The 24,641-nt window shown below is 24.0% G+C and carries 24 protein-coding genes; 20 read left to right on the top strand and 4 right to left on the bottom strand.

The window, feature by feature from the left end; genetic code table 4:
* Positions 1-16: 16 nt before the first annotated feature.
* From AACK96_RS07865 to AACK96_RS07810, 12 genes are all read left to right on the top strand, one after another.
* Complete coding sequence (locus AACK96_RS07865; protein WP_338973415.1) at positions 17-262, top strand: hypothetical protein; 246 nt, start codon at positions 17-19, stop codon at positions 260-262.
* A gap of 121 nt (positions 263-383) precedes the next feature.
* Complete coding sequence (locus AACK96_RS07860) at positions 384-578, top strand: hypothetical protein (RefSeq protein WP_338973412.1); 195 nt, start codon at positions 384-386, stop codon at positions 576-578.
* Positions 565-1,377, top strand: a complete 813-nt coding sequence (locus AACK96_RS07855) for a hypothetical protein (RefSeq protein ID WP_338973410.1) — start codon at positions 565-567, stop codon at positions 1,375-1,377. Before AACK96_RS07860 ends, AACK96_RS07855 begins: the two co-directional genes overlap by 14 nt.
* 14 nt (positions 1,378-1,391) lie before the next feature.
* The gene (locus AACK96_RS07850; protein ID WP_281748859.1) at positions 1,392-1,550 is read left to right on the top strand and encodes a hypothetical protein; all 159 of its coding nucleotides are present in this window, start codon (positions 1,392-1,394) and stop codon (positions 1,548-1,550) included.
* Positions 1,551-1,591: 41 nt separating this feature from the next.
* On the top strand, positions 1,592-1,780 hold the full coding sequence (locus AACK96_RS07845; RefSeq protein WP_338973407.1) for a hypothetical protein: 189 nt from the start codon (positions 1,592-1,594) through the stop codon (positions 1,778-1,780).
* A 16-nt stretch (positions 1,781-1,796) separates the two neighbouring features.
* Complete coding sequence (locus AACK96_RS07840) at positions 1,797-2,174, top strand: hypothetical protein (RefSeq protein WP_338973404.1); 378 nt, start codon at positions 1,797-1,799, stop codon at positions 2,172-2,174.
* A gap of 18 nt (positions 2,175-2,192) precedes the next feature.
* Positions 2,193-3,374, top strand: coding sequence for a hypothetical protein (locus tag AACK96_RS07835; protein ID WP_338973401.1), 1,182 nt, complete (start codon positions 2,193-2,195; stop codon positions 3,372-3,374).
* 14 nt (positions 3,375-3,388) lie between these two features.
* A complete protein-coding gene (locus AACK96_RS07830) occupies positions 3,389-5,107 on the top strand; it encodes a hypothetical protein (protein WP_338973398.1) in 1,719 nt (572 codons plus the stop codon).
* A 3-nt stretch (positions 5,108-5,110) separates the two neighbouring features.
* Positions 5,111-6,997 (top strand): hypothetical protein, encoded by a 1,887-nt coding sequence (locus AACK96_RS07825; RefSeq protein WP_338973395.1) that lies wholly within the window; start codon positions 5,111-5,113, stop codon positions 6,995-6,997.
* Positions 6,998-7,001: 4 nt separating this feature from the next.
* The gene (locus AACK96_RS07820; protein WP_338973392.1) at positions 7,002-7,124 is read left to right on the top strand and encodes a hypothetical protein; all 123 of its coding nucleotides are present in this window, start codon (positions 7,002-7,004) and stop codon (positions 7,122-7,124) included.
* Positions 7,125-7,140: 16 nt separating this feature from the next.
* A complete protein-coding gene (locus tag AACK96_RS07815; protein ID WP_338973389.1) occupies positions 7,141-8,382 on the top strand; it encodes a hypothetical protein in 1,242 nt (413 codons plus the stop codon).
* Positions 8,333-10,375 (top strand): hypothetical protein, encoded by a 2,043-nt coding sequence (locus tag AACK96_RS07810; protein ID WP_338973388.1) that lies wholly within the window; start codon positions 8,333-8,335, stop codon positions 10,373-10,375. The genes AACK96_RS07815 and AACK96_RS07810 overlap by 50 nt, the downstream gene beginning before the upstream one ends.
* Here the strand turns inward: AACK96_RS07810 and AACK96_RS07805 are convergent, their stop codons facing one another.
* Both AACK96_RS07805 and AACK96_RS07800 read right to left on the bottom strand, forming a co-directional pair.
* On the bottom strand, positions 10,376-10,657 hold the full coding sequence (locus tag AACK96_RS07805; RefSeq protein ID WP_338973386.1) for a hypothetical protein: 282 nt from the start codon (positions 10,655-10,657) through the stop codon (positions 10,376-10,378).
* Between the two features lie 150 nt (positions 10,658-10,807).
* Positions 10,808-12,514 carry a hypothetical protein gene (locus AACK96_RS07800; protein WP_338973384.1) on the bottom strand — a complete coding sequence of 569 codons (1,707 nt, stop codon included), beginning with the start codon at positions 12,512-12,514 and terminating at the stop codon, positions 10,808-10,810.
* A gap of 64 nt (positions 12,515-12,578) precedes the next feature.
* On the opposite strand from AACK96_RS07800, the gene AACK96_RS07795 reads away from it, so the two are divergent.
* Complete coding sequence (locus AACK96_RS07795) at positions 12,579-13,739, top strand: Mbov_0401 family ICE element transposase-like protein (protein ID WP_338973382.1); 1,161 nt, start codon at positions 12,579-12,581, stop codon at positions 13,737-13,739.
* A 196-nt stretch (positions 13,740-13,935) separates the two neighbouring features.
* On the opposite strand, the gene AACK96_RS07790 is transcribed toward AACK96_RS07795, so the two are convergent.
* Positions 13,936-14,370 (bottom strand): IS630 family transposase, encoded by a 435-nt coding sequence (locus tag AACK96_RS07790; protein WP_338975149.1) that lies wholly within the window; start codon positions 14,368-14,370, stop codon positions 13,936-13,938.
* A gap of 28 nt (positions 14,371-14,398) precedes the next feature.
* Positions 14,399-14,758 (bottom strand): helix-turn-helix domain-containing protein, encoded by a 360-nt coding sequence (locus tag AACK96_RS07785; RefSeq protein ID WP_338973555.1) that lies wholly within the window; start codon positions 14,756-14,758, stop codon positions 14,399-14,401.
* 280 nt (positions 14,759-15,038) lie between these two features.
* Here AACK96_RS07785 and AACK96_RS07780 point away from each other — a divergent pair, with 280 nt between their 5' ends.
* From AACK96_RS07780 to AACK96_RS07750, 7 genes are all read left to right on the top strand, one after another.
* Entirely contained in the window at positions 15,039-15,974 is a 936-nt protein-coding gene (locus AACK96_RS07780) for a rolling circle replication-associated protein (RefSeq protein ID WP_338974241.1), read from the top strand.
* A 310-nt stretch (positions 15,975-16,284) separates the two neighbouring features.
* Positions 16,285-18,345 carry a PTS transporter subunit EIIC gene (locus AACK96_RS07775; RefSeq protein ID WP_338974239.1) on the top strand — a complete coding sequence of 687 codons (2,061 nt, stop codon included), beginning with the start codon at positions 16,285-16,287 and terminating at the stop codon, positions 18,343-18,345.
* Between the two features lie 103 nt (positions 18,346-18,448).
* Positions 18,449-19,165 carry a hypothetical protein gene (locus AACK96_RS07770; RefSeq protein ID WP_338974237.1) on the top strand — a complete coding sequence of 239 codons (717 nt, stop codon included), beginning with the start codon at positions 18,449-18,451 and terminating at the stop codon, positions 19,163-19,165.
* A gap of 28 nt (positions 19,166-19,193) precedes the next feature.
* Positions 19,194-19,874: a DNA alkylation repair protein gene (locus AACK96_RS07765; protein WP_338961282.1), complete on the top strand. Its 681-nt coding sequence runs from the start codon at positions 19,194-19,196 to the stop codon at positions 19,872-19,874.
* A 188-nt stretch (positions 19,875-20,062) separates the two neighbouring features.
* Positions 20,063-21,484 carry a hypothetical protein gene (locus AACK96_RS07760; RefSeq protein WP_338974236.1) on the top strand — a complete coding sequence of 474 codons (1,422 nt, stop codon included), beginning with the start codon at positions 20,063-20,065 and terminating at the stop codon, positions 21,482-21,484.
* Positions 21,478-23,340: a hypothetical protein gene (locus tag AACK96_RS07755; RefSeq protein WP_338974235.1), complete on the top strand. Its 1,863-nt coding sequence runs from the start codon at positions 21,478-21,480 to the stop codon at positions 23,338-23,340. The genes AACK96_RS07760 and AACK96_RS07755 overlap by 7 nt, the downstream gene beginning before the upstream one ends.
* A gap of 33 nt (positions 23,341-23,373) precedes the next feature.
* Positions 23,374-24,042: a hypothetical protein gene (locus tag AACK96_RS07750; protein ID WP_338974233.1), complete on the top strand. Its 669-nt coding sequence runs from the start codon at positions 23,374-23,376 to the stop codon at positions 24,040-24,042.
* The last annotated feature ends 599 nt before the right edge of the window (positions 24,043-24,641 follow it).

Raw genomic sequence — 24,641 nt, 5'->3', positions numbered from 1 at the left:
ATAAGGAGAATAATTAATGATAATATTACCTACTTTGTTTGAAAATAAAGATGAAATTGAAATATTATCACCATTTCCAAAAGCAATTCATACAAGTAATGATATTAGAGCAATTATTTTAAGACAATACCCAAATGTTAAATCCAAACACATAATTGTTTCTGACCCCGAAAGTAATGTTGCATTAATAGTTGGTGATAATGATGTTTATCAAGGTTGAATTAAAGTAACAATTAAAAAATTAGAAATTAAAGGAGAATAAATAAATGCAGAAGGAAAAAATTAAAATTAGAATTCATGAATTTGAATTATATGATTATCAAGTAAATACTTTATTAGATATTGTAAGAGAAATGTTAAAAGCAAATAAAGGAGAATAAATTATGTTAGATGAAATTTTAAAAGTAATTTTTGATAGAGCAGATAAAAAAGAATTAATTTATATGATAGAAAGATTAATTCTTTGTACTAATAATCCGTCAGAAACAAAAAAATGATTGATTAGAGAATTTGATAAAAATCATTATGTTTTAGAAAAATTATTACAAATAAAAGGAGAAAAAAATGGAAACAAATAATTATACTTTAACCAAATTAATTAGAACTGGTATAAATCCAATTTGTGCAATGATTGGTACAAGTGCTTATTATGGTCAAGTAATTGCAAATCCAGTTTTAGGTTCAATTAATAGTTTATTATTTGGTAAAAAATTAGGTTTAGATATATGAAATTTAAATCAAAGACCAAATACTAAAACTAAATTAATTAATAGTTCTAAAAAAATTATTTTAGGTTTAGGAACAATTGGTTTAGCAAATTATAGTAAATGAACAGAAAATAATATTACTCCAATTATTCCAACAACACCAACTCCAATAACTACTACAACTACAACTGAGGGTCCACCATGATTATTATTAGATAAACAAGATAATCAGTCATTAATGGATTGAGATACATATATTAGTTTAAATGCTTATGGTATTTCAAATCTTATTAGTGGATTAACTGAGTTAATACCTAATAAATTTGAAGCAATAAGAAAGATATGTAATATGGCTACTGGTGGTTGTTTAATATCAAGTGGTGTTGCTATGGGTATTAATAATGATTTTAATAATGCTTATGCAGTACCTACCATAATTGCTGGTGCAAGTGAAATAATCCATAATTTACTACCAATGGAAACAACTAATCATATTGAAGAAATGCAAGAAACATCATTTAATAATGAAACTGCAAGATTAATTAATGATAATAGATTCACAATTAATAGTGAAACAACTAGTCAATATGGTAGTGATAATCTAAGCGAAGTACCATTAAATACTGATAATGCTTCATTAAATTGAGATTACAATCACATGAGTTTATAAAGGAGGTGAAAAGTATGAATAAAGAAAAATTAATTCAATATTATGATGATAAATTAAAACAACATGAAAAAGATTTAGAAGACATACGACTGAATGAACGTTTAATTGCAAATCTTTTAATGGATGCAAAATGTATGATTGAAAGAATTATTAAAGGTGAATTTGATGAATAATCAAAAATAAAAAAATAAATAGTTGAAAGGAAAATATTGAAATGAAAGAATTTTTACATGAATTAATAATTATTGGAACAAGTGTTGGAATATTAATTTGCAGAGAAATTATTGTTTTATTAAAAAGATTTATCACAACTCCAAAACATGTTAGAGCAAATAATAAAATTATAAAACATCAAAAAAAATTAGCAAAATTAAATGAAAAGATTAATAAAGAAAATAAATAAAAAAGTGGTGATGTAAATGTTAGAAAATGAAAATAATGTTCAACAAACAACTGAACCTTTAACTGAAAATAATGCTTCTTCACAAGAAATAGAAAATAAAGTTAATGAAGCAGAAAATAAGTTAAATAAACTTAATCAAGAAATTAAAGAAAAAGAAATGATTAATATATTTAAAAAATATCAAGTTAAAACGGAATTTTATGAGTTTTTAAAATTTAAAACAAGTAATATAGAAAATTCAAAAATTGAAGAAAGTATTAAAAAAATGATTAAAGAACAACCAGTATTTAAAGAAACAATTAATACAGGTGGCAAACCACAAACAATAATAACAAATCAACAAAATTCAATAAAAAGTACATTATTGGATTATAAAAAAAATAATAATTTATAACAGAAAGGAAATCAAAAAATGGCAATACAATTCAATAAAAATTTAGATAATACCGAAAAATTAGTAGAAGCACCAGAGTTTATAGAATTTTATAAACAATCAAATTCACCATGAGCAAGTTTTTTTCCTATCGAAATAGTTAATTCAACCAAAATTGAATTTATAGTTAAAAAACCAAAAAATTCAGAAATTAAAGTATTAAAATGAAATGATAAAAGTAAAGGATTAGATGTTAGTTATGCTGAAACTATTAAAATTTTAAAAGAAATTAAAGAAGAAGCAGTTGCAGGTGAAATAATTGCTAATGTTGATTTAAATGCTGAAAATGGACAAAATTTATTAAATACAATGCAATATGAAGTTGCTAATGACTTAGCAGATTATTTAGCAAATAATGATACAAATGTAATTGCAAAATATGCAACTAAAGTAGATATTACTGATAAATCACCAGTAGGATACTTAAAATCAATGTTAGATGCTTGAAATACTTTATTTCAATTAAGAAATAGTAATAATTGTCGTTTTTTTATTACTAATAATCTTTATGATAATATTGTTTATTTAGCTAATAATAAAGGTTTAATTACTGATAATCAGATTGCACAACAATTAAGATTAAATGGAAATGATTTATATATTAAAGGTGTACTATGTCAAATTGTAATGGATGATTATATGACATTTACTGATAATAATGAAACTAAAATTATGTCTTTTGTTTTAGCAACACCAAGAGCAATGAAAAGATATATGTTACAAAATACAGTTGTATATGTTCAAGATATTGCTGATGGTAAAGTTGGAAGAAGATATTTAGTTGGTGGAGAAGTAACTGGTGAATCAATACCCTATATAACAGATGAAGAAACAACTTCACGCTGAATGTTATGTGCAATTGTTAATAATGATAAAAATGATTTAAAAACTAAGATTACAAGTTTAACAACTGATATTACTGCAAATGTTAATAACAATAATAGTGAATTAAATACACAAATAAAAAGTACTAATGAACTTAAATCATTAAATCCAAATTTAACAAATCCAACTATTAAATATTTTAGTGATGCACAAGGAAAAACTAATGTAAGTAATCAAAAACAAAAAGCGGGTGACTTATATATAACTATTACTGCAAATGTTAATGATTTAAATTATAAAGGAACAACAAATCCAATTAAAATAACTCTTAAATAAAGGAAATTAATATCATGCCAATTGGTACAACTAGTACAGCAATACTTTTAAACATAAATAAACCAAAACATACTAGAACAAGTAACCAACAAGAAAATAAAAGTTTTTGATGAGAAATTTTAGAAATGATTGGTGTACAAGTTATAGCAGTAGCACTTGCTCCTTTTACTGGTGGATTAAGTGAAAGTGTAGCCCTTGGATTAGGTGCAAGTGATTTAGTTGCTAGTATTAGTGCTGTTGGTGTAGAGTTTTTAACTGATTTTACTATTAATCAAGTTTATGATTATTTAAAAGGAAATGTAACAAAATTAAATACTTTCTTTAATATACTTCCTGCATTTGCTGGACTTAATAAAATTAGTCGTGGTTATCGTACAAGTAAATTTATTAAACTAGCACAAAAAACTAAAACATTAGAACAAGTGGGAATTAAAGAAGCAAAAAATTTACAAGAAATTATTAGTCAAGTAAGTGGAAAAGAAATTTTAACAGATAAAATTATTGGTAATAAACGTTATTTAATGAATTATATTTTTACTCCTAATCGTGAAACAGTATTACGAGATTTAGGTTATGTTGCTGAAAGACAATATAAAAATAATTTTCAAAAATTAGAAGCACAAGAGTTAAAAGATTACTTATTATTACAAAATACATTAATAAAACTAAGTCCACAATTAACTCCTAAATTTAAAATTAAAGATATTGAAAAAGCAAATAACTTTTTAAAAAAATTTAATACTGATTTAAAAAAAGTATTATCTATGAATCAGCATGATTGATTAAATTTAGTTCATACAATACATACAGAAAATAGATATGGAAAAACTTTAATTTTAGATTTACAAAAAATTCGTGCTAATTCTATTAAATTTAATTTTAAAAATAATATTATTCATCAACTTGTTTTAAAAGCAAATCAAACTTTTAAATATTTTGATATTAGATTTTATTTAAAAAAAGGTTTAAATAAATTTTGAAAAGATACACCATATTTTGAAAAAATAAGAGAAAGTATATATAAATTACAAGAAAAATTTGAAAAGTTAGAAAAACAAGCATTTGAAAAAATTAATAAATTAAAAGAAAAAGCAACTGATTTATTTACTAGTGCAGAAAAAAGAGCAATTAAACATGCACAATTAATTCCATTAAATTCACCAGTATTTATGGGTTGTAAAATTCAACCTTTGTCATTAGATAAATGTGCAATTACTATTTATCATCGCAATCCTAAATATAAACCAATTACAGTTGTTGATAGTATTCTTAAAGCAAAAACTTTTGTTACTCAAATACATCCATTCCATTGATATCGTTGATATAGTGGTTGATACATTGGTTATGGTGTTAATCGTAATAAATGATTAAAAGCAATAGCATTTGCTCCACCAGTTTTACAACAAGTAATTAGAGATAGTTTTAAAGTATATAGAGAAATATTTAGAATAATAAGAACTTATCATAAAGTAGTAAATGTTATTAATAATCCTATTGAAAATATTAACAAATCATTTAAAAATGTTGGTTTAAAATTTAGTGTTAATACTTTATTTGGTACTGGATTATTACATCATTTAGAAAAATTTGCATATAGTCAAGTTGTAACAAAAAGTAAGAAAAAATTAAAAAAAGGTAAAAATAAAATACAAAAAGAAATTGAACATATAACACATAAAAAAACAAAAAAACATACTCATCATTATAAACAAGCATTTTTTAAGGAATGATAAATTATGATTAATAAACTTTGAACTGATGTTAGTCTTGAAAATTATAATAACTGATATCCATTAACTGGAAAAATTACAGAAACACCACAGCAATATATACAAACATGACCTAATGTTAATGATTGATTTAAAACTTTTGCTATTCGTGCTCAAAATGATATTAATGCTTATCTTGATTTTATTTTATCTAAATTTCCTTTTGATAGTTTTAAAGATGAATTAATTAAAGAAACATTAAGAGATATGGTTTATGTTATGGTTGAACATTGAGTATTTAATCGTACACCAATTGAATTTAATGTTGATGCTACTATTCAATTTAATAATGGTATTCAATTTAGTGCAAATAGTACTCCTACAATTAATGTTTGAGATTTAGCACCTAGTAGAATGAAAATATGAGCAAGATTAACAGAATTAAAACAAATATTTTCAAGTTATAATGATGATGAAATAGATGTTGAAAAAATTGACTTAAAAGCATTTTATACTAGAAATCAAATTGATAAATTAATTAAAGAACAAAAAGAATTTACATTATCAAAACAAATGAAATTGTATGATGATTTAGTTGATGATAATGAAAATGAAATATATAGAGGTCCTGTTACAAAATTTATAAATAAAGGTTATGTTGCAACAGATTATGATAAAGAATCTGAAACAATGATTTTAGATTGACCTGATGAAATTGGTACATTACCACCCGAAGCATTACAAAATAATCCACAAATTGGTGATTATACACATGCACCAACTTGTGATTTTTCTGCTAAACAACAAAAACGAATTACTACTAATGAAAATGAAATTACAAAATTAAATACTGAATTAATTAAAGCAAACGAAAATATTAATGATGTTAAAAATAATTGATTTAATATCGAAACTAGTCCCCTATGAAAAAAAGTTGAAAATAATAATATAGAAACATTTAAATGATATTTTATTAAAATCAGTTATCAATATTCAACAGAAAATGACTTTATGAAATTTTATAAAGTAATTAAAATTTATTTAAATAATGTTTTTAATGAATTTGAATTATTAAATGTTGATTCCATGACTTATAATGAACAAATCTCAAATAAAAATATTTTAAATATTGGAACTATTTACTATGACAATAGAAATAAAAAATTTAGGGGTGGAGGTAATTCTTATCCTGAACGTGGAAAAATTAATTTAATTGGTGATATAAAAGAAATATATCAATATCAAGGAATAGATACGCCAACTGAATTTATAGCAGAAGAAAGTACTGAACGTGATTATTATACAAAAATAGAAACTAATAATTTATTAGATAAAAAGCAAAATAAATTAACTACTGGCGAAAATATTAAAATTGATGAAGTAACTAATACTATTAGTGCTATTGGTGGTAAAACTGATTTATCTGATTATTATAAAAAAGAAGAAGTAGATAAAAAAATAGAAGATAAAATGGATAAAGACCATTTTAAATATGTTTTTTCTATCAATACTATTAGTACTGAAATTCCTAATTTAGAAACTACTGATAAAACTATTGCCGGTGCTATTAATGAATTAAAAGATATTCCTCCAACACCAAGTCCAAGTCGTTCAAATTGAAAAGAAGTAGGAACAAGAGAAAAAAATAAATGAGATAATTGACAAATTACTTATGATTTTATAGTTAATAAACATTATAGAGTTTATTATTCTTGAAGTATATATAATCCAGTTTATACTATACAAGAATTTATTATAACTGATAAAAAAATTGATGGTGTACAAATACAAACCTTTAATGATAGTGCTAATATAGTAATTTTATCAGTTCAACATGCAAAATTGATTACTATTTATAGCGGAAAAGGTAATTTAAAAGGTAATGTATGAAAATTAGAAGAATTACAGGAATAATATTATGTTTTTTAAAATTATAAAAATTATTTTAGGTTTAATTGGAGTACTATTATCTTCTGCAACTGCTGGTTTAATTATATTTATTATTGTAAAAATTGTATTAAAAATTAATCAAATATTTTAGAAAGGTGGTGAATATTATGTTAAGTTTATTTAAAAGAAAAGATAAAACAAATACTAGTGATAATCAAAATGAAAAAGTAAAATTTTTAACTAATAAAAATAAAAGTACACATGCTTCTATTTTAAATTATTTTGGTTTTAATGATTTTAACCATGAAACTTATTTTACTGATTTTGTAGCAGAAAATAATGCTAATTTATATAATGCTCCATTAGATATTAATAATGAAACTATTAAAAAATACTTAATTCAGCAAGAATTTTATAGAAAAAATTGAAATTCTATTTTTAAATTAAGCAAATTAGGAATTAGTGGTTATTTAATTTTTATTGCTAATGATGATTTATATTTTCAAGTAATAGATATTCAACAAAGAGTTTATGATATTACCGGTAAATTAATTCAATGTACTATTTTTTATGATAGTTATCAACAAAATGCACAAAATGTAAGATTATTTGAAATTTATACATTAAATAATGAACAAGTAACTATTAATCGTGCAATTTATAGTATTAGTGATAATAAAAAACAATTTCCATTAGATTTTAAATCATTCATTAATAATCCAAATTTAGAGCAAGAACAAACACTAAATATTAATTATATACCAATAGCAATTATGCGAAATAAAGCAAATGAATTAGCAGATTGTGATAAAGTAATGGATAAAATTAAAGCATTAGATGTTATTTATGAACAAATTGTTTTAGATACTATTTTAAACTCACCTAAATTTATTTTTAATCAAACTTATGGGAATGTTCAATCAGCATTAGAACAAACAGTAAGAACTTTGGTTACTAAAAACTACATATTTAAAAGTGGTGGAGATAATAACGAACAAAATGAAAATATTAATATGACAAATAGTAATTTTAAAGGTAAAAATTTAACTGATATATACGATTGAAATGTTAATGAAATATTTAAACGTTGTGGTATTCATATACCAAGTCAAAAGAAATCTGCACAACAATCAGTTCCCGAAAGTACAGCAGTAAATATTTCAACTATTAACTATATTGAACAAAAATTATGACAATTTAATATTGATATTCTTAAATTTATTCAAATATTAGTACGTTTAGATAAAGACTTATTAAATAGTAAAACATTTAATATTAATGATGAACAAGAAATTAATAATTTAACAGTGAGATTAAAATTATTTAATCCCGAAAATAACCAATTAATAGGAGAAAACAATGGAAAACAACAACAAACCACAAACGAAATTTCCACAGAAACAAACTAAACTTAATCAAGCAGAAGTAGAAAATGATTATTTAATTGATAATATTCCTTATGACTTTACTAATATGATGAGAGCAACTAGTGACCCCGATATTAATAGAGCATACGATGAATTTAAAAAAAGAACAATTTATATTTATGAAATTGAACGTTTATTTAAAAATAATGAAAATAATACTTTAAAATTTTCAGCAAATACTATTAAAATCGGATTTATTGATATTGAAAAAGTATTAAAAACTACTGCTGTTGAAACATCTGATTTTACTATGCAATTAAATCAAAGAGCAAGTACAAATATTAATGATAATACAATTGAATATAGTATGACTGATATTAAAAATTTAATTTTTCAAGAAATAAATTTATTAAATCAATTTAAGTTATATGCTGTTTCTATTAATGAACCTTTAACTGAAAATAATATTGATAATTTATATATTATTAATAATTATTCACAGCCTTATCAAAATCCAAAAACAAGAAGTACTAAAAGTATTACTATTATTAAAATTAAAGATTTTAAAACAAGAGATGGTTATCCAATTATTATTAAATTACAAAAACCATTAGATAAAGATACCAAAGTTACTGGTTTAAAAATTAAAGCCCCTAGAAGCATGATTTTTGGCAATATAAAGGTACTTGGTGAAGTTGACAATATGGAAGTATACCCTAAGTTATTTGTTAAAGATAAGATAGCATTTCCCTTATTATCAATGCCTATTGAAACTCAACCAAAAGTTAGAATTTTACAACAATGATTTAGTGAACAAATATTACCTTGAAATTTAGCAAAACAATTTATTGGACAAGAAAAATCAGTTTTAGATTTAATTGCTATTGGTGGTGGAACTGAAACAAGAAAAGAAATTATTAATAATGCAAAAATAACATATGCAAAAATTGGTAAATATGATGGACCATCCCCAATACCGAAAAAATTAGCTGATTTTGAAATGAAAAAGAATGAACAATATTTATTATATAGTCATCAAGAACCAAACCCACCATATCCAAGTAGAAATATTGTTATTGAATTATCACAGAACTTTAATGATATTGAAATTGAAATAAATGATAAACCACCCATTGACAGTCTACAACAACTATTATTAGATATGCTAAGTTATACATATAATTATAATAGGAATTTTGATGGTGCAACATATGATGATAAAGGTGTTCCAGACAATGAAATTGCAAAGTTAAGAGCAAAATTTGAAGGACAAAAACCAGAAGAAGTAATAACTAATTTATTTAAACAATGAAAATTGGATTATCCAAATTATATAAATTTACCACAAGTTCATATTTTTAAGAAACTAGTAATTATGTTATCAAATAATATTTATTCAATTATGTCAATTAATAAAGGTTTAAATGATGATAATAAAATTTTGTTACCCTATTATTTTGAATTAAAATCGAGTCCAATAAAACCTACTGGTAAAGATATTTGAAGATTTAAAGATACCAAAGTTATATTAAAATCTGAGTATTTTGATTTTACAGATATGAATAACATTAAACTAAGAAATAATGATATTAGTCAAAATGAATTATTTAAATTAGACGATAATCAATTTAATTGATTATCTATAACCAATGAACTAGAAACTAATAATATACCTTCATTAATTCCATCAGATTGAACATTAGCAAATGGCGAATATGGAAAATATTTTACAAAATTAATCATTAGTAATAATAAAATTGAAAATGCTTTAAATTTATATGGTTCAAATAAATCTCAATTATTTTCTAAATTGGAATTTTATAAAGAAATATCACAAATTGATAATAATAGTGAATTTGAATTACAAATCGAAAATCCGATTAATAATCTAAATCGGATTGAAATTAGTGGTGTTTTTGGTTCCGGAAATTATGATTTTATTTTAATAACAGATAAACAAGAAATTGATTTAAAAAATATTAATTTATTCGATAAATATAATGAAAATATTTCTTATATTAACTTAGAAATTTAATTATTCAAAATAATTATTTGTGTAAGTACCATCTCATTTTACATCTTCATCATGATGTTTAATTTTTGAAAAATACAATCTAGTTTTATCAGGGCTATATCATTTATTTCATCAAATTGTAGTTGTACCTAATACTTTTTCTCCATTTGGTTTTAAATAGTAATTTTCCATTTTATTGGTAAGCACCCCCCCCATGATTAATCCTATTGTTCCAGTTGTTGCACCAGTTAGTGCTAATGCTAATGTTATTTTACTTAAATTTGTTTTTATTCATGTTTTCATATTAAATTACTCCTTTTTTCCTTAATTTTACTTTTAAATTGTACTATTTTTGATTATTTTTACAAGTATGCTTTTAAATGCAAAATAACGCCTAAATTAAAGGCGTTTATTTTATAATACCTATACTATTAATTATATTGAAATTGTTTATTATATAGCAAATGTGAAGATACTTTTTTTCACAGTAGCATTATTTTTACCCCTAATTACATTTTTATATGGATACAGTGCATAAAACAGAGCATCATAAGGGTCTTGATACATATTTTTGTCAGGAATATTAGTTTTTGTTTCATCATAACGTAATTCTTCTAAACATTGAGTTGTTTTTGGTAAATCATCTTTATTTGCGTAAAAGTTTCCATAACTCATAATATTTCTCATTCAAACTACTCTATTAGTTAATCCGGCTTCTTGATTTAAATTTGAAGCATGTTTAATAGCAGTTTGTGTTATTAAAATAGTATTGTATTCATCAATTAATTTTTGATTTAATCAATCCATTGCTGTTCTTGCTTTATCATCATAAAAATAAATTGCTTGTTCAAAATTTTCAAAATTATCCATTAATCCTAAAATTTCATTAACATAAGCATTAATTTTTTCATTTTCATTTATAAAGTCATTTGGTGTAACTACTAATTCACAAATAATATAAGCATCATAATAACCAGTATTATTATATTCTTTAAAACCAACTACCATAAATACAGTATGGTCTTTTGGTCCCGTAGCTCAATCAATACCAACACTATAAAAATCAAATTTATACATTTCTTTTTCTTGATTATAAAATTGTTTTAAATCATATGATTGTCAATATTTTACTGTTTTTTGAAATGGGAAAATTGTTGCATCACTATCTAAAAATTCAAAACCATAATAAACAGTATTATATTCATCTTCATTACTTTTTTTCATTTCTAATAATTTTCTTTTTTGGATATCCGGTAACTTATCTCAAAATGGTTTAATAGTGAATCTTAAAACAAATAAACCTAAACCACTAAACATGTCTTTATTTTCATAATAAACTTTGCCAATTTTTTTAAGATTTTCCATTACTTCATTATTTAATGGTAAAAATGGCGTACAGTATTTTAAATAAAATGGATGATATTTATCATAAGGATTGCATGTAAAAGTCATAAAAAAGTTTTTATAAAAATAACGAGTAATCTTTTTTCCAAAAGTAGGGCTATATATATTTTTATCAATAAAAGTTCAATTTCATTCTTTAATTGGTTCATTTGACACTTTAATTCTGTTACTTCTAAACATAGATATTTCTAATCGCTCATAGCGATATGTTAATTCTTTATCAGTAAGTGTTTCTTTTTCTTCTGCCATGATTATTTCATCTGTTCTTGAACCTAAAAAACTTGACCCACCTGCTTCTTTTCCAAAAATTTTATTACCATTAGCATAACCAATAAAATCAATTTGTTGATTACTTGGAAAGATAATACATCCCCCATCCTTAGTAATTTTTCATTTAATGCCATGTGGATTATTAGGTAATAAATTAATATTATATGTATCTAATAAAACTTGACAAACATTCATTAAAGCACCAATTGTAGTTTCACTATGAGTATTTTCATATCTTCTTACTTCTTGGACACTACTATCACTAAAATTACAACATATAAATAAATCAAATGCTAAACAGTTTCAAGTTTTTCTTGTTCCACGTGCTGTTGGTATAAAACGATAAAAACAATTAGTAGTAAAATATTCTGCTCATTCATCACCAACAAATGCTTTAAAAATATCTCAACTAAAACTATAATTATTATCACTAAAATTAAGATTATATTTTTTATTCAGTTGTGCATAACTACTAATAAAAGCCATATTTTACTCCTTATTAACATATATAAGTTAAAATTAAATTATTTAAAAGAAAGGAACATTAAAAATGTTAACACTACCATTTCCTAATCTTTTTGATTGAGACAAACACGATTTTAATCAAGATGAATTAAGTTTAAAACAAACAGAAGAATTATTTAAAAAAATAGATGATTATTTATGAAGTACATGTGATAAATCTAAATATAAATCATATAGATTTAGACAACGAAAACTAAAAGCAAAAAAAGGTTTATTAACTTATAAACGACGTATTTGTACTTATTATAACATAGAAAAACAAAAAACTGAATATGCATCCTTATTAGATAACTATCTTGGTGTTAAAAAATATAGTAAACTTGCACCTAACGTTATTAAACAAATTTTAAAATATTTTGCTGATGGTAAAAAGTATCGTGATGTTTGTGATACTTTTATTGAAGATTTAATAAGTAATAGTACAGTTTGTAGAACATATCAAAAATTTGAATTACCAAAAGCAAATATTCCCAAAATACCATTACAACCAAATCAAAATTTATATGTAAATATTGATGATGGTCATCGAAAATTTAAGTTTAATGAAAAACACAATACTAAAAATTGTAAAAAATGTTCGATGAGATTAATAGTAATGTGTACTGGTAAAAAGAAAAATGGAAAATTAATTAATAAAAGAGCTGTATGTAAAATAAGAGTATCAAAAACAGAAATTGGTGCTGAAAAAACCGCAAAATTAATAGAAAAATATGGTAATTTATTTTTTGAAAACTTTGACCAAGCAAATTTAATAGTTTGTGGAGACAGTGCAAAATGAATTAGAAAAACTGCTACCATTTTAAATGCCAAATTTATTTTAGATAAATTTCATGCTTTTCATGTTTTATTTCTTGGTATCATGGCTGGAAGAAGAAAAAATCAAATTGCTAAATTACACTATCAAAATGCAATAAATTTATTTGCCAAAGGTGAATATTATGAATTAATTGATTTTTTACAATCATTAACTTTACAATATAAAAAAATAAAAGTTGGTTATTTTATTAATGCAAAAGATGGTGTATTAAACCAAGCACTAGTTGAAAATATTGGTTGCTTTACTGAAACTAATATTAAACAAATTTTAAAGCATATGATTGGTGATAGAACTTATAACATTGATATGTATACAAAAATGGTTAATTTTAAATGTTATCAAATAAATACAGCCATCCAGTTATTATAAATTAAAACTTAAATTTAAAAAATAACTAAAAATAAAATAAAACTTATTAACGTAAAGTTTAATAAGAATTTTTGAGTTATAAAAGTAAGTATTATTGTTGACTAATATTTTCTAAGTGTTAAGATTAACATACAATTGCATATTGAAGTCAAAATTATTCTCGTCTAACTTTATAATTTTAAGACAAATTTGAATATTATTGACAACATCGGTATGCTCCCTTATGTTTTATAGCAAATCAAAAATGTTCAATTGGATTTAAATTAGGAGAATATGGTGGAAGAAATAATAGTTTGCATCCAACATTTTCAATTAATTGTTTTGTTGCTTTAGATTTATGAAACGTCGCATTATCTAAAACTATAATTTGTCCACACTTTAATACTGGAATTAGTATATTTTTAACATATGATTCAAAAATTTTACTATTGCAATGTCCTTCAAATGCTCATAGAGCTTTTAATTTACCTTTATTTAGTGCACCAATTATACTCATTCTCTTTATTTTATATGCAGGTTTATTATCAAATAATCTTTTACCTTTTTCAGACCAACCATATTTATAAAATTCATTATCATCAATTCCAGATTCATCAATATATACCAAATCTTCATTCATTATTTTCGCTATTTCTTTTAAAAAATCTTCTTGTTTATTTTTATCTCTTTGTTCATATAGAAAAGTTTTTTTTATATGTATAATTTAGTTTTTTGAAATAGTTATAAACTGTTTCTTTTGTCATATCACCAAATTTTTCAATTACTTTTTGAACTGTAACATCTTTATTTTCTGCTAAATAATTTTTTAATTCATCTAAATCCTTTATTTTGTGGCTATGTCCTTTTTGATAATTCAAAATTGGTTTTATATTTCCGGTTTTTTGCTTTCTTTTTCTTCATAAAAATAAAGTCTTTCTAGTGATATTGAACACTTTACAAATTTCTTTAATTTTCATGTTTTTACTTTCATAAACTTCTATTACTTTTCTTCGTAAGTCCTCACTGTATGGTTTTGGCATAATTTAATCTTCCTAATCTATTTTAATTATTGCTGAATTATACTTGTAAGTGCAAGAATTGTTTAAATTACATATTATTATTTTACATTATTTATGAGTAAACATTACTTTCGTTAGCTATATATATAATATTTTTATCTGTTAAGTATCATTTTTCACCGCAAGTGTAAAATTTGATACTTTTTTTATTATTTTATGATAAGATATATAAAGATTTATATTTATTTATAAATCATTCAATTTTAATTTTATTAAAAATTCTTGACAGGAATGTTTATAAATGAATATTTCATATAATTTTTATGTTAAAAAGATTTTTTATGCTTGTTATGTTAAAAATATTGTTTTGCCTATTGATATGATTAGAAATGAAAGAAATAAATTAGGTATAAAGAATATTGGTAATGATACTAAGTTAAGAAATAATAATGTTCGTACTAAATGTAAATTAGTTCAAAAAGCATTACATAATTTTTATAATGCAAGAATTTTAAGTTTTCTAACTTTAACTTATCACAAAAATGAAACTGATATTAAAAAAGCAAAACATGATTTACAATTATTTTTTAAACGTTTAAAACGTTGATGAAATGACCCTAAACGTGCTAAACATTTGGGTGAATTAAGATATTTTTATGTTTATGAATATCAAAAGCGTGGTGCAGTTCATTTTCATATATTATTTAATCGTAAAATACCATATAGTATGATAATTACATGATGAACACATGCTGGTAATAATAAAGGTATTGATTTAAAGGTTGTACATAAAGGAACAAATGAATTTGTAGTTAAATATTTAAGTAAATATGTAACAAAAGTACAAGAAAATATTAAATCATTAAATCAAAAAGATGTTGGTATTCAAGCATATTCTTTTAGTAGAAATTGTAAAAATCCGCTTATAGTTCGTGGAACTAAAATGTTAAGTTTACAAGAATTAGTGCAAGCATGTGAAAAAGCAAAAGAATTTTATTTATTTAAAACTAAACCAAATGAACAAGGTATTACTTATTTAATTGGTGGAAGTTATGATTATGTTGCTAATAGCGATTATTTTAAAGATTTTAACTATTATGTAAGTTTAGAAAGTTTGCGATTTAGGTATTTATTAAAAAATAAATTTAATAAAAATGATGTTTTAGATTTTCTTTATAAAGTTTTTGATAAAAGTAAAATTGAAAAAGTATTTTTACAAAAAAGAATTTTACATTAATTATATTTTTAGTATTTTTTGTAATATTTGTATTTTTTTGTGTTTTTGTTATACTTTAATTGTAGTAAGTATTATTACTTTTCTGTCAAGGAGTAATTGTACTTACTTTTTTATTTATATTAATTGTATTTTTTGTAAAATTTGATAGTATATTAATATAAGTTTATATTAATTTGAAATTAGTTTTTAAGTTAATGTTTAACTTATTTAAATTGGTTTACAATTTCTTGACAGAAATAGTTAAATATTAATATTAAGTATAGAATAAAATTCTCATCTGTATAGAACAATATAGAATGGAGGTGAGAAAATGAGTAAATTTTTTCATAGTAAACAAACATCTCCTGAGGATAAGAAAAATCCTAGTTTTACTTTTAAAGGAACTTTCAATAAATTAGGTGGCAAAATGTTTGGTAAAATGCAAAACTTATCAAGAGCCATTTTTTTACCAATAGCTACATTACCAATAGCTTCTTTATTGTTAGGAATTGGTGGTGGAGTTGCTAGTGCTTTAAAGCAATTGCCTAATCATGATAGTCTTGTTGCTATTATTAATATTTTTTCAATTATGCAATCAGCCGGAAACGTTGTTTTTGCTAATTTAGGATTGATTTTTGCTATTTCTATTGCTTTTGGTTTTGCAAAAGCTAGTAAAGGTGTAGCTGCTCTTTCTGGATTTATTACTTTTATTGTTATGACTTCAGTTATTAGTGGCATGTTTTTTTGAAATCCTAAAACAGGAATGTTGGGGTTTGATCCATGAGGTTTAGGTGAAGGTGCAAAGATTACTCCAGAAAGTGGTAAATCTTCTGGTTTATTTTCTTCTGTCTTAGGATTATTTCCTACGTTTGATACTTCAGTTTTAGGTGGCATTCTTGTTGGTTGATTAGTATCAATTGTTCATAATCATTCATACAATATTCGTATGCCAAGAGTATTAGCTTTTTTTGGTGGTGAACGTTTTGTGCCAATTTTAGCTTTTTTTGTTGGAATAGGAATGGGATTAGCTTTTTTCTTTATTTGACCAATGTTATTAATTGCTTTTAGAGAAATTGGTAATGGCTTAGCAGCTGGTATGAATACAGGTCAACTTACTGATGGACAGTTAACTGGTGATAATTTTCATCCGACAGTTGGTGGAGCATTTATTGCAATGTTTTTTGGAATTACTGAGCGTTTATTAATACCAACAGGATTGCATCACGTTCAATATGCGCCTTTCTGATATACTGGAATTGGTGGAAATTGAATTAATGAATCTGGTGATCATTTTGTTGGAGCGTACAATATTTTCTTTGGACAATTTGCTTCTAATGCAGTAGGACACATGAATCAAACACCGGGAACAATGTTTATGAGTGGGCGATTTGCATATATGCAATATGGCTATCCCTTTGCAGCACTTGCTATGTGAATGTTAGCACGACCAGAAAATAAAAAAATGGTTGGTGGTATTTTAGGATCTGCTGCTCTAACTTCTTTCTTAACAGGAGTTACAGAACCATTATTGTTTTCATTCTTATTTGTAGCACCATTATGTTTTGTTTTCCATGCATTTATGGCAGGAATTAGTTTTATGATGGCGTATTTATTAAATATAGTTGTTGGTCAAGGTTTTGCTGCTGGATTTATTGATTTTTCTTTCTTTGGAATATTACCAAGTATTCTTGGTAAAGAAACAGGATTCTATTGAGTATTTGTTACTGGATTAATTATGGCACCTGCTTATTTCTTTGGGTTCTATTACATTATTAAGTGAAGAAATTACAAAACTTTAGGTCGTGAAGAAGGAGAATTAGCAACCAACTTAGCTTTACAAAGTGTTGAAAGTTCTTTAGATAAGTCTTCAAAAAAAGGTAGAACAAAAGTAGAAAATTTATTACTTGGACTTGGTGGAGCATTAAATATCATTGATGTTAACGCTAAAGATAAAGTATTAGTTGCAACTTTAAAAGATGCAAATATTTATTCAAAAGCTTTATTAAGATTAAGTGGAACTAAAAATATTAAAGTAATTGCCAATAAAGTTGAAATTACCTATCTTGATGGTGCAGAGTCTATTCATAAAACTTTACAAGCAGAAATGACAAAGAAACAAACATTAACACCTGATACTAATAAAGATAAAAATAATGATATGTTAGAAAATATTTTTAAAGGTCTTGGTGGACGAAGTAATGTTAAATTATTAGACAATTGTGCTACAAGATTGCGTGTTACAGTTTTTGATGAAACTAAAGTTGATGATAATATTTTAAAATCAACTGGTGCGGTTGGTATCTTTAAAAAAGGTACAGCTATTCAGGTAATTTATGGGCCACAAGTAGGTAATATTAAAAATGATTTATTAAAAACTTGAACTCCAAAATAAACTATTACTAAAATATAAAAATGAGCAACTTTTTGAGTTGTTCATTTTTTTAGTTTTAGTTACGGATAATGTTAAAATTATAATATAGGATGGAGGGAAAACTATGTTTTTTGATGATGAAGAAGAAAAGTTAGAAGAAGCTAGGTATGAAGAAATACAAACAAATATACAAAATTTAACATTAACAATTGATGTTAATATTGTTGTTAAAGATTTATTTAAATATATTAAATTAAAATGTACACAAAAAATTAGAATTATGGATATATTAGCATTGTTTTTATCAATATTTTCAATAATTCTTTCAATATTATTAACTGTTATTGATAAAACTGATCAAAAAATTAGTTTTGAACTTCGAAAATTATTGTATGCGGTAAATATATTTAAAGATTTAACAGTGGTAATGGTATTAGTAATTGCATTATTTATGATTATTTATGAGGTTAAATATTGAATTAAACAAAATAAGCAATTCAAATCTTTTTATGCAGCAAATGCTGATTTTACACCAGAAGAAATTGTTTCGGAACTAATGGATCTTAATAATATTTTTAGTTTCAAGCATTGAAATGAAATTTCATTCCATATTAAATATTATAAAAAATGTAAATCATTTAAACAACATGCAATTTTAATCGCTATTTTGGATTATTATCAATTGCCAATTAATAAATGAAATTTAATGTATTTAAATCAAACAATTAGTTATTTAAATAAAAAACATTTTCGTCATATTCTTAGATTATGCATATTTAGTTGTTTAGCAATAATAACGATTATTTTAATGAGTACTTTCCCTTCAATATTTTTAAGATAAAATATTTTATATAGATAGAAAGGTATATATGGAAAAATTTAATGAAGAAATAAAAATATTAACGACAATTTTTATTAATAATGCTAATATTAATACTAAAATTAAACAAGAAAAATTTTTAATTAATAATTTCAAATTTTATGGAATTTTAACTAGTAAACGAAAACCATTAGTAAGATTATTTTTAAATAAATGAAATAAAAATTTATCTTTAATAAGTAAAAAACAGTTATTTGAAACATTATATTTACAAAAAAATCGTGAATTTCAATATACAGCAATGGAATTTTTAAATCTTTGATGAAAGAAAAACTTAAGTTTTAATGACTTAGATTGGCTTTTATCGATAATTAAGCATAATATTTGATGAGATACTACTGATTATTTTGATAATATTATTGGTGTTCTTATATTTAGTAACAATAATATTAGTGTTAGAGATCAATATTTATTTAAGTTAATAAATGATAGTAATTTTTGAATTCAAAGAATAGCAATTCAATCACAATTAATGTTTAAAGAAGATACTGATTTTAATTTACTATTTGCATTAATTAAGCCATTGTTATTAACAACAAATTTTTATCTAATACGTTCTATTGGTTGAGCATTGCGTAATGCTAAACGAGTTAATTCACAAAAAATTAATGATTTTATTAAAATTAACAATGTTAGTAAAAAAATAATTGTTGTTATTAATGAACATTAAAAATAAATGAAGGTTTTATATTAATATTAAAAATAAAATTGCTTATAAATAATATTTATAATAATATTCTTAAAATAGTGTAAGATTCACTTAATAGATAGAGAAAAATATTAAAATATAAATATAAGTTTTTGACCTATTTACTTTATTTTAAAGTAAATAGGTTTTTATTTGGAAAGGAAAAGCACATGCCTAATAATTATTCATTGATTGTTAAACCTCTTTTACAAGAAGAACCTATCATTAATAGTAATATTTCAATTTTTAAGACTTTACAAGTAGAATCTAATACAACAATGATTTCAATAATACCTTCAATAAAAATATCAATTTTAACAGATCATGAAATAAAAGCTTTATCTAAATATCAAATTCAATCATTGCTACCAGAGCAAATACCACTTTTTACAGCAGAACAAATTCCATTATTTACAACTGAACAAATTCAATGATTTTGATTATGACAAATTCAGTCATTTACATCTATTCAAATTGCAGCATTTACATTAGAACAAATTCCGTATTTAACATATGAACAAATCCCAATTTTTACATCAGAACAAATCCTTGCGTTTACACCGTTGCAAATTTCTGTATTTACGCCAGAACAAATTCCATTATTTACAACCGAACAAATCCCTGCGTTTACACCGTTACAAATTTCTGCTTTTACAAAAGAACAAATCCCAGAATTTACAGAAAAACAGATTGCATCATTTACATCAGAACAAAAACAAATTTTTACATTAGAGCAGCGTAAATTTTTTGGAAGAAAAATAATTTCAACTTTTAATAAACAAAAAAATAATTCATCAATAATTGAACAAGTTGTATCATTTACAGCAGAACAAATTCAATCTTTTACGTTATCACAAATTCAGTCATTGACAAGAGAACAAGTTGTATCATTTACAGAAAATCAAATCAAGGCGTTTACTCCTATTCAGATTCAAGCATTTTTGCCGTCGCAAATTCCGTATTTTAGTGAAAAACAAGTTGTATCATTTACAGAAAATCAAATCAAGGCGTTTACTCCTATTCAGATTCAATCATTGACGCCTATACAAATTAGGTCATTTAATGTTACACAAATTCCATATTTTACATTTTTTCAAATTCAATCATTTATGCCTTGACAAATTCAATCCTTAACAAAAGATCAAATTTCAGTTTTTGCAGAAGTTCAGATTCAATCATTGACAATGGAACAGATTCAGTCTTTTTGGTCATGACAAATTCAATCATTGACACCTATACAAATTAGGTCATTTTTGCCTATTCAAATTAAATCATTTACATTATTACGAATTTCAAAATTTACAAAAGTACAAATTGAGTCATTTACGTCATTACAAATTCCTCTTTTTACAGAAAAACAAATTCCATATTTTACAGCAGAACAAATTCCATTATTTACAACTGAACAAATTCAATCATTGACGCCTATACAAATTAGGTCATTTAATGTTACACAAATTCCATTTTTTACAGCAGCACAAATTCCAGAATTTACATTATTACAAATTCAATCTTTTACACCGATTCAGATTCAGTCATTTACAACAGAGCAGATTAAATTTTTACGTTATCACAAATTCAGTCATTGATAAAAGAACAGATTCAATCGTTAACAAAAGTACAAATTGTTTCATTGACAATTGAGCAAGTTTCACATTTAACAAAATTTCAAATTCCATTATTTACAACCGAACAAATTAAATTATTTACTTCTTGACAAATTTTACATTTTACAACGGATCAAATTAAATCTTTTACATTATTACAAATTCAATTCTTAACAGAAGAACAAGTTCCATTTTTTACAGAAAATCAGATTCAAGCATTGGCATCAATTCAAATTGAGTCATTTTTGCCGTTGCAAATTCCATATTTTACAGAAAAACAAATTCCATATTTTACAGCAGAACAAATTCCATCTTTCACAAATCAACAAATTCCATTATTTACAACTGAACAAATTCAATCATTGACGCCTATACAAATTAGGTCATTTAATGTTACACAAATTCCATATTTTACATTTTTTCAAATTCAATCATTTATGCCTTGACAAATTCAATCCTTAACAAAAGATCAAATTTCAGTTTTTACAGAAGTTCAGATTCAAGCATTGACATCAATTCAAATTCAGTCTTTTTGGTCATGACAAATTCAAGCATTGATGCCTATACAAATTAGATCATTGTTGCCTATTCAAATTGCATCATTTTTGCCATCACGAGTTTCAAAATTTATAGAAATACAAATTGTGTCTTTTACAAAAGAGCAAATTCAGTCATTTACAAAAGAACAAGTAGTTTCACTGACATCATTGCAAATTTTAGCATTGACACCAGACCAAATTGCATCATTTTTGCCATTGCAAATTCAAGTTTTTACAGAAGAGCAAATTTCATCTTTCATAGATATCCAGATTGAGTCATTTACACCAATTCAGATTCAGTCGTTTTTGCCGTTGCAAGTGGTAGATTTTACAAAACAACAAGTTCCACTTTTTACAATTCAACAAATTCAGTCATTTTTACCAATTCAAATTGCAGCTTTTACGCCCATTCAAATTGAGTCATTTTGATTATGACAGATTAAATCATTTTTGCCGTTGCAAGTAGCAGCATTTACAAGAGAACAAATTGCATCATTTTTGCCGTTGCAAGTTCAGTCTTTTTGATTATGACAAATTCAGTCATTGACAGAAGACCAAATTCCAGCATTTACAAAAATACAAATTTTACATTTAACGGAAGACCAAATTCAGTCATTTTTACCAATTCAAATTGTAGCTTTTACGCCCATTCAAATTGAGTCATTTTGATTATGGCAAATTCCATTTTTTACAAAAGAGCAAATTCCAAATTTTGCAAAAGAACAGATTGCTTCATTTACATTAGATCAAATTCGTTGATTTACACTATTACAAATTCAAGTCTTTACACCAGAACAAATTCCATTTTTTACAGCAGCACAAATTCCATTATTTACATTAGATCAAATTCAATCTTTTACACCATTACAAATTAGTTCATTTACAAAAGAACAGATTCCAAAATTTATAGCAAAACAAATTAAATCATTTTGGTCATCACAAATTCAATCTTTTAAACCAGAACAAATTGCTTCATTTATATCATTACAGATTCAAGCGTTTACAAAGGACCAAATTCCATTATTTACATTAGATCAAATTCAATCTTTTACACCATTACAAATTAGTTCATTTACAAAAGAACAAGTTTCATTGTTTTTGCCATCACAAATTGCGGTTTTTACAAAAGATCAAATTCAAGAGTTGACAATGGAACAGATTCAATCATTGATAATGGAACAGATTCAATCATTGACATGATTACAAATTAAGTCTTTTACATCTATTCAAATTCAGTCGTTTAAGTTATCACAAATTCAGTCATTTTTACCAATTCAAATTGCAGCTTTTACAAAAGAGTAAATTCAATCTTTTACATTATTACAAATTAAATCATTGACAGAAAATCAAATTTCATTTTTTACGCCTTTGCAAATCCAAATCTTTACGCCAGAACAAATTCTATTTTTTACAAAAGAACAAATTTCTTGATTTACAACCGACCAAATTCAAGTTTTTACACCAGAACAAATTCCATATTTTACAAAAGAGCAGATTCAATCATTGACAATGGAACAGATTCAGTCTTTAATAGCCCAACAAATTCAATCTTTTACAAAGGACCAAATTCCATTTTTTACAGATATGCAAATTCAATGGTTTAGAACTGACCAACGTAAATTTTTTAAAGTAATAAGAATTCCAATTATTAATAAACTAAAAACTAGTTCATTAATAATTAAAGAAAATCAAATTTTTGTAGAAGAGAAAATTGGAAAAAAAAGTAGTCAATGAAGTTTAAAAAAATTTTGATTTTTAGTTATTAGTTTCTTTTTCACAACAACTTCAATATTTAGTTTATTTTATATTTTTAAAAAAAATAAAAATCAACTTACAAAAAAAAGTAAATTAAAAAAAGAAGACAACTTTAATGAGGGCGGTTGTCAAAGTTACGAAATAATTAATTATCATATTAGTAACTTATTTCCGAAATTACCATTTAAAAATGATGATAGACAAATTAAATTCTCTTTTACCCTTAAATTTATATTCGACGTATTTTAAAAAATATAGATTTTATAAGATAAAATAAAAATTATTAACAAGGAAAAAGACAAGAAATAATCTTGTCTTTTTTTGTAATTGTAAAATTTTAAAATTTTTAATAACCGTCTTTAACGCTATTATCAACACGTGTTAGGGAACTAAAAAAGTGAACTACAACACAGTTGTTAAAAATAGTAGCTAGAACATGTGGACTTGCATGAATAAATAAAAAGTGGAGTGATACCTAATAAATTATACTAACCATTTAATGGTAATTCTTGGGGTGGGAGCGAATTGGAAACTAGTATATATAGACCTACTAGGGAACCTACTATATTAATTCTATTCTTTATTTAACCAACCTTGCCACTCCCCAGTGAGCAAGTGTTGGTTTTATTTTTTATTTTTTTTGAAAAATTTTTTTGGGCGAGAAAATAAATTTCAAACTTGTAAAAAAAATTGAGCGGTGCCGGTTCAATTAAAATATTAATTTGTTTAACACAAATTAAATAAGTATTGAATCGAATGCCTCGATTTCTTTTTAAAATTTCACAATTTATTTTTGAGCCCAGTTTTCATGGAATGAATAAAACTAATAGTAGTATTATTAATAATCT

The organism is Spiroplasma endosymbiont of Tricholauxania praeusta, from assembly GCF_964019535.1.
GTDB classification, from domain to species: Bacteria; Bacillota_I; Bacilli_A; order Mycoplasmatales; family VBWQ01; genus Spiroplasma_E; species Spiroplasma_E ixodetis_A.
The sequence above is the reverse complement of the archived record's forward strand: the minus strand, read 5'-3'. Positions and strand labels throughout refer to the sequence as shown.